The following is a 15,136-nucleotide window of genomic DNA, read 5'->3' as shown; positions in this document are numbered from 1 at the left end:
AGCGCGGCCTTTTGCTTGGCGGCGTGTTTCAGGCGGGAGGTCGAGCGGAATTTACACTCAACATATATTGCGAATCGTTCTCATTTAGATATAATTCATCTCAAGCCGTACGACCTGTCTGGTTTTGCGGCTGATCCGGATACGGTCGCGCCTCTCTCTCGCGACCGGGCTGGCGGGCCGGGGGCGGTCTGCCAGCCGTGCCGGGTCATTAGCGCAAGCCAGCGGTGATTGATACCAGCCAGCCAGCGATCTTTTCTGGATAGGCGTGGACATGGCAAAGCAACACAAGAACATCGGGCGAATCGCGGCTGCGGCTGCACAAGAACAATTCAGGCTGCAGCGCATGGCGCTGGCCGTGATGTGTGCCTGGCCTCTGGCCGGCATGGCCCAGCAGACCAGTGAGCCGCAACTGGGGACGGTGGTGGTGACGGCCACCCGCTCCGAGGCGCATGCCAATGACGTGGCGGGTACGGTGACGGCGGTCACGCAGAAGCAGATCGAGCAGCGCCAGGCGCGCAATCTGGCTGAGGTTCTGGCTGATGAGCCGGACGTGAGCGTGCCGTCCGACCCGCGCCGTTTTGGCGGCAGCCATGTGAACATCCGCGGGATCGAAGAGAACCGCATCCTGATGCTGACCGATGGCGTGCGCGCCGCGGATTTCCGCAGCCCGGGCACCACCAACTATGACGCCAACAACCGCGATATTCCCTTTGTGGAATTCTTCAAGCAGGTTGAAGTGCTGCGTGGCCCGGCTTCCAGCCTGTATGGCTCCGATGCGATCGGCGGCGTGCTGGGTTTCCTGACCATTGATCCGTCTGATCTGCTCAAGGGGCGCGAATTCGCTACTGGGGGCTCGCTGGGCTATCACAGCGTGGATAAGAGCAAGCGCGCCACGGCTTCCTTTGCGGCGGGGGGCGAGCGTTTCCAGGGCTTGTTCATGGTCGGCCATGCGCGCGGCGAGGAAACTGACAATCAGGGGAGCAGTCGGGTTCAGGGCGTGCAGCGCACTGCGCCGAATCCGCTCACTTACGAGCAGAGCAATGTGCTCGGCAAGCTGCTGTTCACGCCGAATCGCGAGCATCGCTTCAAGCTGACGCTGGAGCACAAGGAAGGCGAAACGGCGGTGGATGCGCAGCGTGTGGGGAATGGCACGAGCCTGTCCCGCATCACCACCAATACCGGGGTTGATTCGCTGGAGCGCAACCGTGTGGTGCTCGATTATGACTACATGCCGGAAGCGAGCTGGTTCGATCGCCTGTCTGCCAAGCTTTATACGCAGACCCAGACGACGGACAACCAGAACTACCAGCTGCGCACCAATACTTCCAGCTCCTGCTCGGCGACCACGGCTGGCACGACCAATTGCAGCGTCAATCAGCGCTTTGCCTACGAGCAGAGCCAGACCGGCCTGAATCTGCTGCAGGAGAAGGCTTTCACGCTGGCCGGCCTGCCGAACCAGGCGATCTGGGGGGCGGATCTGCTGCGCTTGCAGACCGAGGAATCCAAGACCGGGGTCTGGACCAATCTTGCCACTGGCGCCACCTCCACTGTGCTGGTGGGCGATAGCTATCCAAAAGCGGAGTACCCGCGCGGCCACACCGATCAGCTGGGCCTGTTTGCGCAGGACGAGATCACGCTGGGCAAATTCAAGCTCACCCCGGGTTTGCGTTATGACAGCTTCAAACTCGAGCCGGAGAGCGATCCGCTCTACAAGCGCACCGATGGTCGAGAGGCCGTCAGCAAGGAAGGCAGCCACCTGTCGCCCAAGCTCGCCGGTGTGTATGGCCTGAGCCAGGACTGGAATCTCTACGCCCAGTACCTCGAAGGCTTCCGTGGCCCGAACTATGAAGAAACCAACCGTTACTTCTACAACAGCTCGCAGCGCTACGCGGTGATCGGCAATCCGGATCTGAAGCCGGAAACCAGCCGCAGCTTTGAAGTGGGCAGCAAGTATGCCGGCTCCGCCTGGGGCAGCCAGTTCGCGCTGTATGAAAACCACTACAGCAACTTCATTGAATACACCCTGCTGCCCAGCGGCAGCGCAGAGGGGGTGGCGGGTTACTCCACCTACAAGTATCAGAACCTGTCGAAGGTGGTGATCCGCGGTGGCGACTGGCGCGGCTACTGGCAGGCTCTGCCGGCCCTGCGTCTCTCGGCGGGCCTGGCGATCACGCATGGCTACGATAAGTCGAGCGGCAAGCCGCTCAATAGCATCGAACCCAAGCGTGGCACTTTTGCGGCGATGTGGACGCCCTCGGAACAATGGGGTGCGGAATGGCGCCTGCGTGCGGCCACTGGCAAGGATCACATCGACACTTCCAGTACCAACTACTACCGCACGCCGGGTTACGGGGTGAACGATCTGTCGGCTTGGTGGCAGGTGCAGCCGCATGTGAAGCTGAATCTGGCCATCAACAACCTCTTCGATAAGACCTACTACCTGTGGAGCGATGTACGCCGCTCGGGCCTTACCGCCACCGATCCGGCGCCCGAGTTCTACACCCAGCCGGGACGCAATTTTGCCCTCAGCGTGAAGTTTGATTATTGAGATGCCTGTGTTGCTGAAGTTTCTGCGCGCCGGGCTGGCTCTGGCCAGCCTCACACTCCTCGTTGGAGTCAGCCCGGTATCCGCGGCTGTGCCGAAGGTGGCCTGGCTGACGGCTGCCCCGGCACCGGCCGGCAAGTTCGAAGTGCTCAGCCGTGCCGCGCGCGAGCAGGGCTTTGAGCTGGATGCGCGCTATCTGGAGAAACTGGATGAGGCGGGCCTGGCCCGCTTTGCCAATACGGCCGATCTGCTGATCGTGGACACGCCGCGCCCCGGCCTGCTCGAGTTCATGCTCGGCAAGCTGGGCCCGCTGTGGAGCGAGCGCAAGGCTGCGCGCCTGCTGCTGGATGACGAACGGGTAGAGGCGCGTGGGCTGGATGTAGCGCTGGCCGGTGAGCTGCGCCGCTACGTGAGCAACGGCGGGCGGCGCAATCTGGAGGCCGCTGCCCAGCTGATCGCGGCGCGCGTCTTCAAGCTGCGCAGCGCCGAGGGCATCGCGCCGCTGCAGCTGATGCCGGCGGCGGCCTATTACCACCCGAAGCTGGCCGAGAGCGTCACCACGCGTGCCGACGAGGCGCTGGCGGTGTCCGGCAAACCGGGGCAGCCGGTGGTGGGCGTCGCGATTCACCAGTCCTATGTGTCGGCCGTCGACTCGGCCTATGTGGATACGCTGGTGGCCGATATCGAGCGTCTGGGTGGCCGGGCGCTGGTGTTCTACACCCCGATGATGGTTGAGGATGCTTTCCTCAAGATGGCCGCGCCGGGCGGAAAACGCATCGTCGATGTGCTGGTGAACAACCAGATCATGTACGACGCTGGCGGGCGCCGCGCCGAGTTTGAAAAGATTGGCGTGCCGGTGATCCAGGCCATTCCCTACCGCCGGGGCGACACCGCCGACTGGCAGGCCGATCCGCAGGGCATGCGCCTGATTGATCTGCCTTTCTACCTGGTACAGAGCGAGATTGCGGGCAGCATGGATCCGCTGATCGCCTCGGCCATAGCCAAGCAGAGCGGCAAGGTTGAAGCCATCGCACCGCAGGTGCGCGCGATCGCCGCCAAGGCCATGAATCTGGCGCAGTTGCGCCGCACTGCAAATGCCGAAAAACGTGTTGCGATCCTGTTCTACAACTATCCGCCGGGCGAGAAGAACCTCTCGGCCTCTTTCCTGAATCTGCCCAAGAGCCTTGCCAACACGCTGGCTGCCATGAAGGCAGCCGGCTACCGCACCGAAACGCTGGACGAGGACGCGCTGACCCGCGACCTGGGCCGCTTGCTGACGGCTTTCTATCGTGATGACCAGCTCCAGCCGCTGCTCGACGCGGGCCTCGCGGCCTGGCTGCCGATGGCGGACTACAAGCGCTGGTTTGCCACCCAGTCGCCTGCCCTGCGCGAGCAGGTGATCGCGCGCTGGGGCGAGCCCGAGAAGAGTGCGATGGCCTATCGCTACAAGGGCGAGGCCGGTTTCGTGATTCCGCGCCTGCAACTGGGGAACGTGAGCTTCATGCCGGTGCCGCCGCGTGGCGAGCGCAAGGAAGATCACGAGGCCGCGATCTACCACTCCACCAAGGAATCGCTGAACCACTTCTACATGGCGGCCTATCTGTGGGCGCGCAGCAATCGCGATGCGCTGGTGCATTACGGCACCCACGGCACCCAGGAGTGGACGCCGGGCAAGGAGCGTGGCCTGTCGATGGACGATCAGCCCTTCGTGGTGCTCGGCGATATCCCGGTGGTCTATCCCTATATTGTCGATGACGTGGGCGAGGCGCTGCAGGCCAAGCGCCGTGGCCGCGCCACCATCATCAGCCACCAGACCCCGAGCTTCCGCCCGGCCGGTCTGCACACCGAGCTGAACGCCATGCACGACCAGCTCCACACCTGGCTGCAGCAGGACGAAGGCGGTGTGAAGGAAGCCCTCAAGCGCGATCTGCTGCGTACCGGCGCGAAGATGCATCTGTTCGAGGACATGGGCTGGACGCCGGCCCGCGCCGAGGCCGACTTCGCCCACTGGATCAACGCCCTGCACGATCACCTGCATGCCCTGGCAGCCCAGCTGCAGCCTTACGGCCTGCACGCCTTCGGCCTCAACAAGTCCGACGAGCTGCGTCTCTACACGGTCATGAGCATGCTGGGCAATGACTTCTACAAGCGTGTGGAGCCTGAAGATCCACAGGAGGTGTTTGCGGTCGATTACGAAAAACTCGCCGCGAGCAAGCCTTTTGCCCTGCTGCGCCATCACCTGATCGAGGGGGCTGCAACCCGCGAGATTCGCAACGCGGCCCTGCGCGAAGACGTGGAGCGCGCCAAGGCCCTGTGGACCAGCCTGGATGCCGCGCCGGAGACCACCGGCCTGCTCGCGGGCCTGAATGGTGAATTCATTCCGACCAGCACCGGCGGCGACCCGGTGCGCAATACCGATTCGCTGCCCACCGGGCGCAATCTGTACGGATTCGATCCGTCCAAGATTCCGACCAAGGCTGCCTGGGAAGCCGGCCAACAGGCCACCGAGGCGATGCTCGTCGAATACCGTCAGCGCCATGGCAAGTACCCGCAAAAGCTCGCCTATTCGCTGTGGAGCGTGGAAACCATGCGTCACGCGGGTGTGCTCGAAGCGCAGGCCCTGGCCGCGCTGGGCGTGCGACCGAAGTGGGATCAGGGCGGGCGCCTGTCCGGCGTCGAGCTGATTCCGGCGAATGAACTCAAGCGCCCGCGCGTGGATGTGGTGCTCTCGGCCACGGGTCTGTATCGCGACCACTTTCCGAATGTCATGAAGTGGCTAGCCGAGGCGGTGAAGCTTGCCGCCGCCCAGAACGAACCGGACAACGCCGTGCGTGCGGCTTCCAATGCGATCCGAGTGGCGCTGGCTGGCAAAGGTTTGTCCGAAGCGACGCTGGCGACACTGGCTGATACGCGCATCTTCAGCAACCAGTCCGGCGCTTATGGCACGGGACTCAACGAAGCCACCCTGGCCTCCGACAGTTTTGCCAGCAAGGGCAAGGAGGCCGATGCCAAACTCGCCACGATGTACCTCTCGCGCATGCAATATGCGTATGGTCCGGACGAGGCAGCCTGGGGCCAGAAACTCGAAGGCGTGAATCTGTATGCCGAGAACCTGAAGGGCGTGGAGGCCGCGCTGCTGGCGCGCTCGTCCAACCTCTACGGCATGCTCACCACCGATGATCCCTTCCAGTATCTGGGCGGGCTGGGGCAGGCGGTGCGCCATCTCACCGGCAAGGCGCCAGAACTCCTGATCTCCAATCTGCGTGATCCGCGTGCGGCACGCACCGAAACGGCGGCCGGCTTTCTTGCCACCGAGCTGCGCACGCGCAACTTCCACCCGGGCTGGATCGAGGGCATGAAGGCCGAGGGTTATTCCGGCGCGCTGAACATGCTCGACTCGATCAACAACTTCTGGGGCTGGACTGCGACTTCGCCGGAGATCGTGCGCGACGATCAGTGGCAGGAATTCGCCGAGGTCTACGTCAAGGACAAGTACAAGATGGGGCTCGACAAGTGGTTCGAGCAGCACGCACCGCAGGCCCAGGCGCAGATGATCGAACGCATGCTGGAAGCCGCGCGCAAGGATTACTGGCAGACCGATGCAGCCACCCTCAAGCAGCTTGCCCAGCGTTATCAGAACCTATCGAAGCGCTTCGACATTCATAGCGACAACGCCGCCTTCCGCGACTTTGTAGCGGCCAAGGCCCCGGCGCCCACGCCGGGCTTCGGCCTGCAGGCCACGGCAGCGGGTGCGGCTGCGCCTGCATCCCCGGCGCCGGCATCTCAGCAAGCACCCGAGCCGGTGCCGGCCCCGCCGCCGGTACAGGGCATGAAGCTCGAAAAGGTCGAGCCGCCAGCCTTGCCGCCGGCCTCGCTGGCCTGGCTGTTCGGCGGAGCCTTGATGCTCCTGGCCTTTGGCGGTGGTGCGCTGCGCAGCTTCCTGACGACTTCTTCCAACCCAGCTCTTCGCAAGGTAACTGTATGACCCCGAATCCGCTCGAAACCATGATGTATGACATCGGCCAGCTCTTTCTGCTGCCGGTGCTGCTGCTGATCGCCATCCTGTTCCTCTACGCCTTCTGGGCACTCGGCGAGTTCTGCCTCCAGGCCTGGCTGCGCACCCGCCATCAGCCGGCCAGCGGCCGTGGCTATGCCTTGATCGCGCACGCAAAAGCCCATCGATTGCAGGATCCGGAAGCCCTCGACGTGGCAGCCCACAAGCTGCTCGAGAAGGCTCGCATTGCCACCCGCGTGGCGCCGATGTTGGGGCTGGTGGCGACCATGATCCCGATGGGCCCGGCGCTGCGTTCGCTGTCGGACGGCAATCTGGGCAATGTCGGTATGAGTCTGACCATCGCCTTCTCGGCGGTGATCCTGGCCCTGATCGCGGCCTCGATCACCTTTCTGGTCGTGGGTGTGCGCCGCCGTTGGCTGGCCGAGGAGATGGTGTGGCTGAACCAGCAACAGGTGAGTGCATGAACGCGCCCGAGGCGGTCATCGAGCAGGCTGTGGCAGCCCAGCCGGCCGTGCGCCGGGCGCGCACCTCAAGCTTCCTGCATGAGGACGAAGGCGATGACCCGATTCTGTCGGTGGTGAACCTGATCGACGTGTTCCTCGTGATCATCGCCGCGCTGCTGGTGAGCGTGGCGCAGAGCCCGGCCAATCCCTTCGGCGCCGAGAACGTCACCGTCATCAAGAATCCTGGCAAACCGGACATGGAAATCACCATGAAGGAAGGCCAGAAGATCACCCGCTACCAGGCCAAGGGCCAGATCGGCAGCGGCGATGGAGAGAAGGCCGGAGTGGCTTACCGGCTCAAGGATGGCTCGATGGTGTACGTGCCCGAGGGCACGGGCGGTGAGCCCGCAGCAGCAGTTCAACCCTGACGTTTTTTTACCCGCAGTTCAATCCGCAGTGATCTCGCAGTGATCCGAAATTCCCCAAGGAGTGAGCAGATGAACAACCTGGACCCCGACTTCGCCGAAGCCCGCCCTGCCGTGCTGATGGCGGCCGCGCTGCATCTTCTGAGCTGCTCCGCCGCCCACGGCATGAGCAGCGCCAAGGCCCGCGCCCTGGTGCAGCACCTCAATACGCTTGCTGAGCGGCCAGATACCGATCCGCTGCTGGCCCGCACTTGCGATGAGCTGGCCGATGTGTGGCATCGCCTCGGTAACGAACTGGAGGCACGCAAGAATGAAGAAGCCGCCCAGCGTCGAGCCCTGGCCGAACGCGCCCAGCATGCCGTGCTGCACTGAGGAGACGCCCATGAGCACCGCACTCGCTCCCGCGCTGCCCTTGCCGCGCAACGCCTCCGCCGCAGCTTCACTGCCTGCCAGCGAAACCATCGTTTCCAGTCGCAGTCTGCTCGGTGGCGCCAGCACCCTGGTCATCGAGCATCAGGGCATGCATTACACCCTGCGTGCCACGCGCAACGGAAAGCTGATTCTCACCAAGTGAGCCAATGAATGACTGCCGCAGCCTTCTTTGCAGGATGGGGAATGCTGCGGCTATGAACATCCATCCTGCATGGCAGGGCGTGTTGACGCCCCGTCATCCACATGCCCTTTGCAAGGAGTGAAACAAATATGTCCCGTTACACCGGCCCCCGTCTCAAAGTCATGCGTGCACTCGGCGTTGATCTCCCCGGCCTGTCGCGCAAGACCATCGCCGATCGCGATCAGCGCCCCGGCCAGCACGGCGCCAAGCAGCAACGCAAGTCCGGTTACGGCCTGCAGCTGCTCGAAAAGCAGAAGCTGCGCTTCAACTACGGCCTCACCGAGCGCCAGATGCGCATCCTGGTGACCGATGCGCGGCGCTCGCGCGATTCCGCCGGCGCCAAGCTCGCCGAGCTGCTGGAGCGGCGTCTGGATAACGTGGTCTTCCGCGCCGGCTTTGCGGGCTCCATCCCGGCCTCCCGTCAGCTGGTCAATCACAGCCATGTGCTGGTCAATGGCAAGCCGGTGAACATCCCGTCCTTCCGCACCCGTGTCGGTGATGTCATCAGCATTCGCCCGAAGAGCCGCGAGCTGCTGGTGGTGAAAGCCAGTCTCGCCGATCTGGCGCTGACGCGTCCCGAATGGCTGGCTTTTGACGAGGCCAAGGCCGAGGCCACCGTCAGCCATCTGCCGGATATCGCCGACATTCCCTTCCCGCTGGAAATGCAGCTGGTGGTCGAGTACTACGCCCAACGTCTCTGATTCCGCTGCAGGGCCAAGCCGCTCGTTGGCGAGTACGCCACGCCTTGCCACTGTCAGTGGCAGGTCTTCGCGATCGGCTTCAGCCTGTAACGGAATGGGCACTCTGGCCCGTGGCGTCACGATTGGAGGACTTCTCATGTTCAGCACCCACTTCATCAAGCAGACCTTCACCACGGCCGCCCAGCCGGTGGTGCTGAAACAGGGTTCGAAGCGGCGCCGGCTGTGGGAGCTGGCCTCGCATGTGCATTGCCCGGTGATCGGGGTGTGCCTGCCCATGGCAGTGCTGCGCCGGCTGGCCGTGAAGGCCGCACCGGAGATGGCGCGGCTGGATGACTATGCCCTGCACTCGGCGGCCGTGCAGATGGGGCGTAGCCGCAACCGGCTGGCCGAATCGATTCAAGATGAGCTTGATCAACGCCACGCCACCATCGTGAAGGCACTGCGCCGCCTGCCGGATCGGGTAAGCCTGGAGGCGGCCTGGCAAGAGGCTGTGGCGGCGGGCGAAATAGCCGGCGCGCTGTGGGCCACGCTGACCCATCCGGCTTGTGATCCGATCCTGGCGGAAGTCATCAGCCAGCAGATGCACATGATCCAGCATCAGGCGGGAGCCTCGCTGCGCCTCGATATCGCGCATTACCGTGCCCTGCAGGAAGAGAACGCGGCACTCGCCCGCAGCCTGGCGACTGCTCAGCAGCGCTGCGAGCGGCAGAGCCAGGAGAAGGCTGGTGAGCTCGAGCAATTGCAGGCTCAGCTGATCCGTACGCGCAGTGAAGTCATCAGTCGTGACACCGAGCTCGGCGCGCTGCGCGAAGAACTCGAAGCCCTGCGCGCAGCGGTGCCGGATCAGGCCGCACGGCGTCGCCTGGAGCATCAGCTGATGTATCAGGAGGAGCGCAATGCGCGCTTGTGCCTTGAGAATGCCCGCCTGCGCAAGGAGCTCGACGCCGCCCTGAGTGCCCCGGCCCCCGGCGTGGCACTTGCCAGCACGAGCGTGTTGCCGGACGAAGGGGCACCGGAGGCTTCGCTGGAAGGCCATCGCATTCTCTGTGTGGGCGGCCGCGAGAATGTGGTGGTGGTCTATCGCAAGCTCATCGAGCAGGCAGGGGGCCAGTTCCTGCATCACGATGGCGGTGTGGAGGATCGCTTCGGCCAGCTCGACTCGGCGCTCGGCGCGGCTGATCTGGTGATCTGCCAGACTGGCTGCATCAGTCACAACGCCTATTGGCGCGTGAAGGATCACTGCAAGCGCACCGGCAAGCGCTGTGCCTTCGTCGAGAATCCCAGTGCGGCGGGGCTGGCCCGCGGCCTGCGCTGCCTGCTGAGCGACGCGCTTGTAGAGAGTCAGGATGAGGTCCAGACTGCAGTAAGCGGCAGCGCGATGACTGCCGGCATGCAGCAGACCTGACGGAGCCCCCTATGAACAAGAGCGATACCAAGAAAGCCATTGCCGCACTCAACCGCATCATGGAAACCGAGCTGGCGGGCGTAGTGCGCTACACCCACTACTCCTTGATGGTGTACGGCTACAACCGCATCCCGATCGTCTCCTGGCTCAAGGACAACGCTTCGGAAGGACTTGCCCATGCTCACAAGGCCGGTGAGCTGGTGACGCTGATGGGGGGCCATCCTTCGCTGAAGATTGGCGCCCTGCTGGAAACCGAGCAGCACGACATTGGCGACATCCTGCGCGAGAGCCTTGAGCACGAGAAGAACGCGCTGGCGGGCTACTACGAGCTGCTCAAGATCACCGAAGGCAAATCGGTGCTGCTCGAGGAATATGCCCGCGAGATGATCGTGGCCGAAGAGCTGCATCTGGATGAAGTGAACAAGATGCTGCGCAAGCCCGGCGACCTGGATCCCTTTCACGACGGATGATCCGCCGCCGGCTAGCGCCGCCAGCAGTCCATCAGGTTTCTGTGGCGGTCGTGAGGCCGGGTAGCTCACCCGGCGGCACCGGGCGCGAAATCAGATAACCCTGCAGGTATTCGCAGCCGAGATCGGCGAGGATGCTGGCCTGTTCTTCGGTTTCCACGCCCTCGGCAACGATCTGCATGCCAAGGCTGTGGCCCATGGCGATGATCGCGCGGACCAGCGCCAGGTTGCGTGCGTCATGCTCGATGCCGTTCACGAAGGCGCGGTCGATCTTCAGCGTGCGCAGGTGAAAGCGTGTGAGGTAACTCAGCGACGAGTAGCCGGTGCCGAAGTCATCGAGCGATGAGCCCAGCCCTCTGGCATGTAGCGCTTCGAGGACCCGGATGACGGTGTCGGCCTCTTCGATTAGCACCCGCTCTGTCATCTCGACCTCGAGCATGCTTGCGGCGGCGCCGCTGCGCGCGAGAGCGTCCTCCATCGTGGCCATGAAATCCGGATCAGTCAGTTGGGCCGCCGAGACGTTCACGCTGATGCAGCTCGGCGCTCCGACTTGTCCGGCCCAGGCGTGGGCCTGGCGCGCGGCTTCCTGCAACACCCAGGTGCCGATGTCGACGATCTGGCCACTTTCCTCGGCGATCGGAATGAAGCGGTCCGGGGGGACGAAACCCAGCGTGGGGTTTGTCCACCTCAGCAGTGCTTCAACCTTGCACAGGCGCCGGCTGCGAGCTTCCACGATGGGTTGATAGACGAGGCGGAATTCCTTGCGGGCGATGGCTTGCTGCAGGGCTTCGTCGATCAGCAGAGCATCGCGGGATTGGGCGCTCATCTGCGCTTCGAACACGCAGTAGCGATTCCGGCCAGCATCCTTGGCGCTGTGCAGGGCAGTGTCGGCGGCGCTCAACAGACTCTCGGCATCGAGCCCGTGGCTGGGGCCGAAGGCAATCCCGATGCTGGCTTTCAGGGTGATCCTGAACGGTTCGAGCGGGAAGGGCGTGGCCAGTGTGAGGAGGAGCAGGCGAGCCAAGTGATCGGCTTCTTCCGCGGCACTGGCAGGGTCCAGATCCGGCACTACGAGCACGAATTCGTCACCGCCGAAGCGTGCCAGGATGTCGTGCACCCCTTGCAGGCCCTGCAGCCGGGTGGCGACCAGACGCAACAACTGGTCACCCACCGAATGACCGAGGGTTTCATTGATGCGCCGGAAGTGATCGATATCGATCAACAGCAAGGCCGTATGCCGACCGGAGGTCGCGCTGTCTTCGAGCAACCCGCCGAGTAGCTGGCGTAGTGTGCTGCGATTGAACAGCCCAGTCTCTTCGTCGAGCATCGCGCTGCGCTGCAGCGCAGCCTCCTGAGCCTTGCGCGCCTGGATGTCGATGATCTGGCTCAGCACCAGCGTCTGGCCACGATCTTCGTAGGGCACACTGATGATCTCAACCGGGATTTCCACACCATCCTCGCGCTTGTGTAGCGCTTCGTCGATGCAGGGCAGCCGCGTGCCGGGTGCGGTGACCTGGCGGAACCATTCGGCGCTCTGCTCAACGGATCGGCTGTGCGTGACGGCGGAGATGTGTTTGCCAAAAAACACTTCTGCGCTGGTCTTGCCGGTGTACTGGATCAGTTTCTGGCTGGCAAAGCGGATGATGCCGTCCGCATCGCGAATCACGAAGCCGTGGCCGAGGCCGTTCAGGGTGGCCAGAAAGCGCTCCGAGTTTTCATGCAGGACGGCGTGGATCAGCCCCAGGATCGAGCCGGTTTTCAGGATGAAATTGATCGCGAAAGTCAGATCCAGACTCACATGGGTCAGGAACTCGCTGGCTAAGATCAGGTTCAGGAAGGCACGCAGCGCGAAAAAAAGGCTGACTACGAGGTAGACGTGTTTGCGCCGCGAGAGCTTCCAGGCACACCAGCCGAGCACGCCTGAAAGCGCCAGCAACTCTAGGCGATAGCTCAGGTTGGGGAGAATAAGGGCGATGCCGATCAGGAACAGGGCGTACAAGCCCCAGGTCATCAATTGCTGGCGCCAGTGGATGGGGTGCGCGCAGAAATGCAGGGTTCCGGCCACGTAACCCAGCAGCCCTGCTGTGCCGGCTATGGCGATCAGGGCTGTTTCCCACAGGCCTTGGATTTTGAAGCTCCAGAGGCTGACTGCTACGCCCAGCATGATCTGGCCAGCACCCCAGTAGAGCGCATGGCGATCACTGCGGCGCACCACCCACAGGAAGATCAGGATGGAGCCCAAGGCCAGATCGGCCAGCAAGGAAAGGTGGATGCCGGAATACATCGTGGGCAGGTTGTGTTCTGAGTGGGCTCGGAAAGCGTCGGATCAGACAGCTTTAGCGGCTTGGCCACTGATTTACTTGAAGAAAATCAGCTTTTGGGTCTGCTGGGCTCCCAGGGGGGCTCCGGGTGCGCGCAAAGGCCGGCCCGGGAGCACGGTTCCGCCGCCTGGCGCGGATCAGGCGTCTGCGTCCGCGGGCTTAAAAGTCAGGTGTACGGCGAGGCCGCCGAGTGTTTCCGAGCGGTCCAGGCGGATGTCGATTTCCTGGCGGGTGGCAATGGTACGCACGATGGCGAGGCCGAGGCCGCTGCCGCCAGCATCCTGCCCGCTGTGGCCACGACGGAAACGCTCGAACAGCACGCTGCGCTCTTCCGGGGCGATGCCGGGGCCATTGTCTTCCACGCTCAGGGCAATATGCGTCGCTTCGCGGGCGAGCTTCAGGGTCACGATACCGCCGCGCGGGCTGTACTTGATGGCGTTGTCGAGCAGATTACGCAACAAGGTACGCAGGGCTTCGGCGTCTCCGCGCACGGTGAAGACCACTTCCGGCAATTGCTCCTGCAATTCCGCGCCCAGATCGATCTGGTGCGCCTGGGCTTGGGTCAGTACGTCGGAGAGGGCGAGCCGCGCAACCTGGGGCAGGGTGGTGATGTTGTGGCCGGGCCGAGCGGCGTCTTCCCGGGCCAGCACGAGGAGTTGCTCGACCAGCCGGGTGGCGCGGGTGATGCCGGCCAGCACGCGTTCCTGCGCAAGGGCCTTGGCTTCGGGTGACTGGGCGCGCAGCAGCCCCTGGACCTGCAGCTTGAGTGCCGCCAGCGGTGAGCGCAGCTCATGTGCAACGTCGGCCACGAATTCATTGCGGGCGCGGAATTCGGCGTTGATTCGGGTGAACAGCACATTGATCTCGTTGACGAAGGGCAGTGCTTCCTCCGGCACGCAGGCTGTACTCAGCGGTTGCAGGTCATTGGCTTCGCGCGCAGCAATTTCCCGGCGCGCCCGCCGCAAGGGGGCGAGGGTATGGGTGGTGCCCCAGGCGATCAGCAGCAGCAGCAGCGGGGCGCTGATGATGATGGGCAGGATGGTGCGCAAGGCCAGGGCTCGGGCCGTCTGGGCGCGTACGGCGAGATCGTGGGAGACCTCGATGTGGGCTCCCGGTACGTCCACTTCCAGCACTCTGAGGGTCTGCGGGCCGTCTTGGCGTTGCGAGAAGTGGCGCAGGATTTCGGGTCGCGTGCCCGGTGGGCGCTCCGTGTTCTCGGTGCGCCGGACCTTCAGCGTGAAGCAGTTGCTCTCGTTGGCTGGCAGGGATTTGCTCGGCGGCATCGGCACGATCTGGGTGGTGTCCGGCATGCTGGTGTCCGGCATGCTGCGATGCACGGCGCGGGCCATCTCGAACATGTAGAAGTCCGAAATGGTGTCGACTTCGTTCAGGGCCACGCGATAGGCGACGATGGCTTGTGCCAGGGTGGCAAGGCCGATCACCAGCGCCACGATGAGGAGCAGGCGCGTGCGGATGGAGCGGATCGGGGTCATTGCGCAGAGCCTTGTTCTTTGGGGATCAGGTAGCCGACGCCGCGTACATTCTGGATCAGCTGGGCGCCGAGTTTCTTGCGCAGACCGTGGATGTAGACCTCTACGGCATTGCTGTTCACATCATCCTTCCAGCTGAAGAGTTTTTCCTCCAGCCGGGCTCGCGACAGGATCATGCCGGGGCGCGCCAGCAGCGGCTCCAGCACGGCCCATTCGCGTGCCGAGAGCAGGACCGGCTGACCATCGACCGTGACTTCGCGGGTGGCCGGGTTGATGCACACATTCTGGTATTCGTAGACCGGCTCGGCGCGCCCGGCACTGCGCCGGAGCAGGGCGCGGATGCGCGCCAGCAGCTCGTCCAGGTCATAGGGTTTGACGATGTAATCATCGGCGCCGGCATCCAGGCCCAGCACGCGGGCCGGTACGGCATCCCGTGCGGTGACGATCAGCACCGGTACCCGCTCCTTGCGTGCGCGTAGCGCGCGCAGCAGCTCTAGCCCATCGCGGTCCGGCAGGCCCAGGTCGAGCAGGATCAGGTCGTAAGTGCCGCTGGCCAGCGCGCTGTCGGCCATGCCTGCACTGCGCACCCAGTCGACGGCATAGCCGTCGTCGCGCAGCAGATCGAGTACGGACTCGCCGATCATCAGGTCATCTTCTACCAGCAACAGGCGCATCGGTTTCTCCAGCGGGGCAAGCTTCATTATCGGCGTA

General features: G+C 63.8%; 12 protein-coding genes. 9 read left to right on the top strand and 3 right to left on the bottom strand.

The genetic code is table 11. The features are described from left to right. Positions 1–271 precede the first annotated feature (271 nt). From Q3Y64_RS07665 to Q3Y64_RS07625, 9 genes are all read left to right on the top strand, one after another. Positions 272–2,548 (top strand): TonB-dependent hemoglobin/transferrin/lactoferrin family receptor, encoded by a 2,277-nt coding sequence (locus Q3Y64_RS07665; protein WP_303560687.1) that lies wholly within the window; start codon positions 272–274, stop codon positions 2,546–2,548. Position 2,549: 1 nt separating this feature from the next. Further along, complete coding sequence (gene cobN, locus Q3Y64_RS07660; protein ID WP_303560685.1) at positions 2,550–6,530, top strand: cobaltochelatase subunit CobN; 3,981 nt, start codon at positions 2,550–2,552, stop codon at positions 6,528–6,530. Then, positions 6,527–7,024: a MotA/TolQ/ExbB proton channel family protein gene (locus tag Q3Y64_RS07655; RefSeq protein ID WP_217423229.1), complete on the top strand. Its 498-nt coding sequence runs from the start codon at positions 6,527–6,529 to the stop codon at positions 7,022–7,024. Before cobN ends, Q3Y64_RS07655 begins: the two co-directional genes overlap by 4 nt. After that, on the top strand, positions 7,021–7,431 hold the full coding sequence (locus tag Q3Y64_RS07650; protein WP_101941967.1) for a DUF2149 domain-containing protein: 411 nt from the start codon (positions 7,021–7,023) through the stop codon (positions 7,429–7,431). Before Q3Y64_RS07655 ends, Q3Y64_RS07650 begins: the two co-directional genes overlap by 4 nt. A 69-nt stretch (positions 7,432–7,500) precedes the next feature. After that, positions 7,501–7,800 (top strand): hypothetical protein, encoded by a 300-nt coding sequence (locus tag Q3Y64_RS07645; RefSeq protein WP_101941966.1) that lies wholly within the window; start codon positions 7,501–7,503, stop codon positions 7,798–7,800. Positions 7,801–7,810: 10 nt separating this feature from the next. After that, positions 7,811–8,002 carry a hemin uptake protein HemP gene (locus Q3Y64_RS07640; protein ID WP_216821697.1) on the top strand — a complete coding sequence of 64 codons (192 nt, stop codon included), beginning with the start codon at positions 7,811–7,813 and terminating at the stop codon, positions 8,000–8,002. Positions 8,003–8,130: 128 nt separating this feature from the next. Then, complete coding sequence (gene rpsD / locus Q3Y64_RS07635) at positions 8,131–8,742, top strand: 30S ribosomal protein S4 (RefSeq protein ID WP_101941964.1); 612 nt, start codon at positions 8,131–8,133, stop codon at positions 8,740–8,742. A 136-nt stretch (positions 8,743–8,878) separates the two neighbouring features. Beyond that, positions 8,879–10,147 (top strand): DUF2325 domain-containing protein, encoded by a 1,269-nt coding sequence (locus Q3Y64_RS07630; RefSeq protein WP_303560676.1) that lies wholly within the window; start codon positions 8,879–8,881, stop codon positions 10,145–10,147. 11 nt (positions 10,148–10,158) lie between these two features. Further along, entirely contained in the window at positions 10,159–10,617 is a 459-nt protein-coding gene (locus Q3Y64_RS07625; RefSeq protein WP_101941963.1) for a bacterioferritin, read from the top strand. A 31-nt stretch (positions 10,618–10,648) separates the two neighbouring features. Here the strand turns inward: Q3Y64_RS07625 and Q3Y64_RS07620 are convergent, their stop codons facing one another. From Q3Y64_RS07620 to Q3Y64_RS07610, 3 genes are all read right to left on the bottom strand, one after another. Then, entirely contained in the window at positions 10,649–12,898 is a 2,250-nt protein-coding gene (locus Q3Y64_RS07620; protein WP_303560673.1) for a bifunctional diguanylate cyclase/phosphodiesterase, read from the bottom strand. Between the two features lie 174 nt (positions 12,899–13,072). After that, positions 13,073–14,428 carry an ATP-binding protein gene (locus tag Q3Y64_RS07615; RefSeq protein WP_303560672.1) on the bottom strand — a complete coding sequence of 452 codons (1,356 nt, stop codon included), beginning with the start codon at positions 14,426–14,428 and terminating at the stop codon, positions 13,073–13,075. Then, positions 14,425–15,099 (bottom strand): response regulator, encoded by a 675-nt coding sequence (locus tag Q3Y64_RS07610; protein ID WP_101941960.1) that lies wholly within the window; start codon positions 15,097–15,099, stop codon positions 14,425–14,427. Before Q3Y64_RS07610 ends, Q3Y64_RS07615 begins: the two co-directional genes overlap by 4 nt. Positions 15,100–15,136 lie beyond the last annotated feature (37 nt).

It is taken from the genome of Uliginosibacterium sp. 31-12, assembly GCF_030548425.1.
GTDB classification, from domain to species: domain Bacteria; phylum Pseudomonadota; class Gammaproteobacteria; order Burkholderiales; family Rhodocyclaceae; genus Uliginosibacterium; species Uliginosibacterium aquaticum.
This window is presented reverse-complemented; position numbering and strand designations above follow the sequence as displayed.

Bases quoted from the DNA above. Each gene is read 5' to 3' on its own strand.
- Q3Y64_RS07665 (WP_303560687.1), top strand. From the start codon at position 272: ATGGCAAAGCAACACAAGAACATCGGGCGAATCGCGGCTGCGGCTGCA.
- cobN (WP_303560685.1), top strand. From the start codon at position 2,550: ATGCCTGTGTTGCTGAAGTTTCTGCGCGCCGGGCTGGCTCTGGCCAGC.
- Q3Y64_RS07655 (WP_217423229.1), top strand. From the start codon at position 6,527: ATGACCCCGAATCCGCTCGAAACCATGATGTATGACATCGGCCAGCTC.
- Q3Y64_RS07650 (WP_101941967.1), top strand. From the start codon at position 7,021: ATGAACGCGCCCGAGGCGGTCATCGAGCAGGCTGTGGCAGCCCAGCCG.
- Q3Y64_RS07645 (WP_101941966.1), top strand. From the start codon at position 7,501: ATGAACAACCTGGACCCCGACTTCGCCGAAGCCCGCCCTGCCGTGCTG.
- Q3Y64_RS07640 (WP_216821697.1), top strand. From the start codon at position 7,811: ATGAGCACCGCACTCGCTCCCGCGCTGCCCTTGCCGCGCAACGCCTCC.
- rpsD (WP_101941964.1), top strand. From the start codon at position 8,131: ATGTCCCGTTACACCGGCCCCCGTCTCAAAGTCATGCGTGCACTCGGC.
- Q3Y64_RS07630 (WP_303560676.1), top strand. From the start codon at position 8,879: ATGTTCAGCACCCACTTCATCAAGCAGACCTTCACCACGGCCGCCCAG.
- Q3Y64_RS07625 (WP_101941963.1), top strand. From the start codon at position 10,159: ATGAACAAGAGCGATACCAAGAAAGCCATTGCCGCACTCAACCGCATC.
- Q3Y64_RS07620 (WP_303560673.1), bottom strand. From the start codon at position 12,898: ATGTATTCCGGCATCCACCTTTCCTTGCTGGCCGATCTGGCCTTGGGC.
- Q3Y64_RS07615 (WP_303560672.1), bottom strand. From the start codon at position 14,428: ATGACCCCGATCCGCTCCATCCGCACGCGCCTGCTCCTCATCGTGGCG.
- Q3Y64_RS07610 (WP_101941960.1), bottom strand. From the start codon at position 15,099: ATGCGCCTGTTGCTGGTAGAAGATGACCTGATGATCGGCGAGTCCGTA.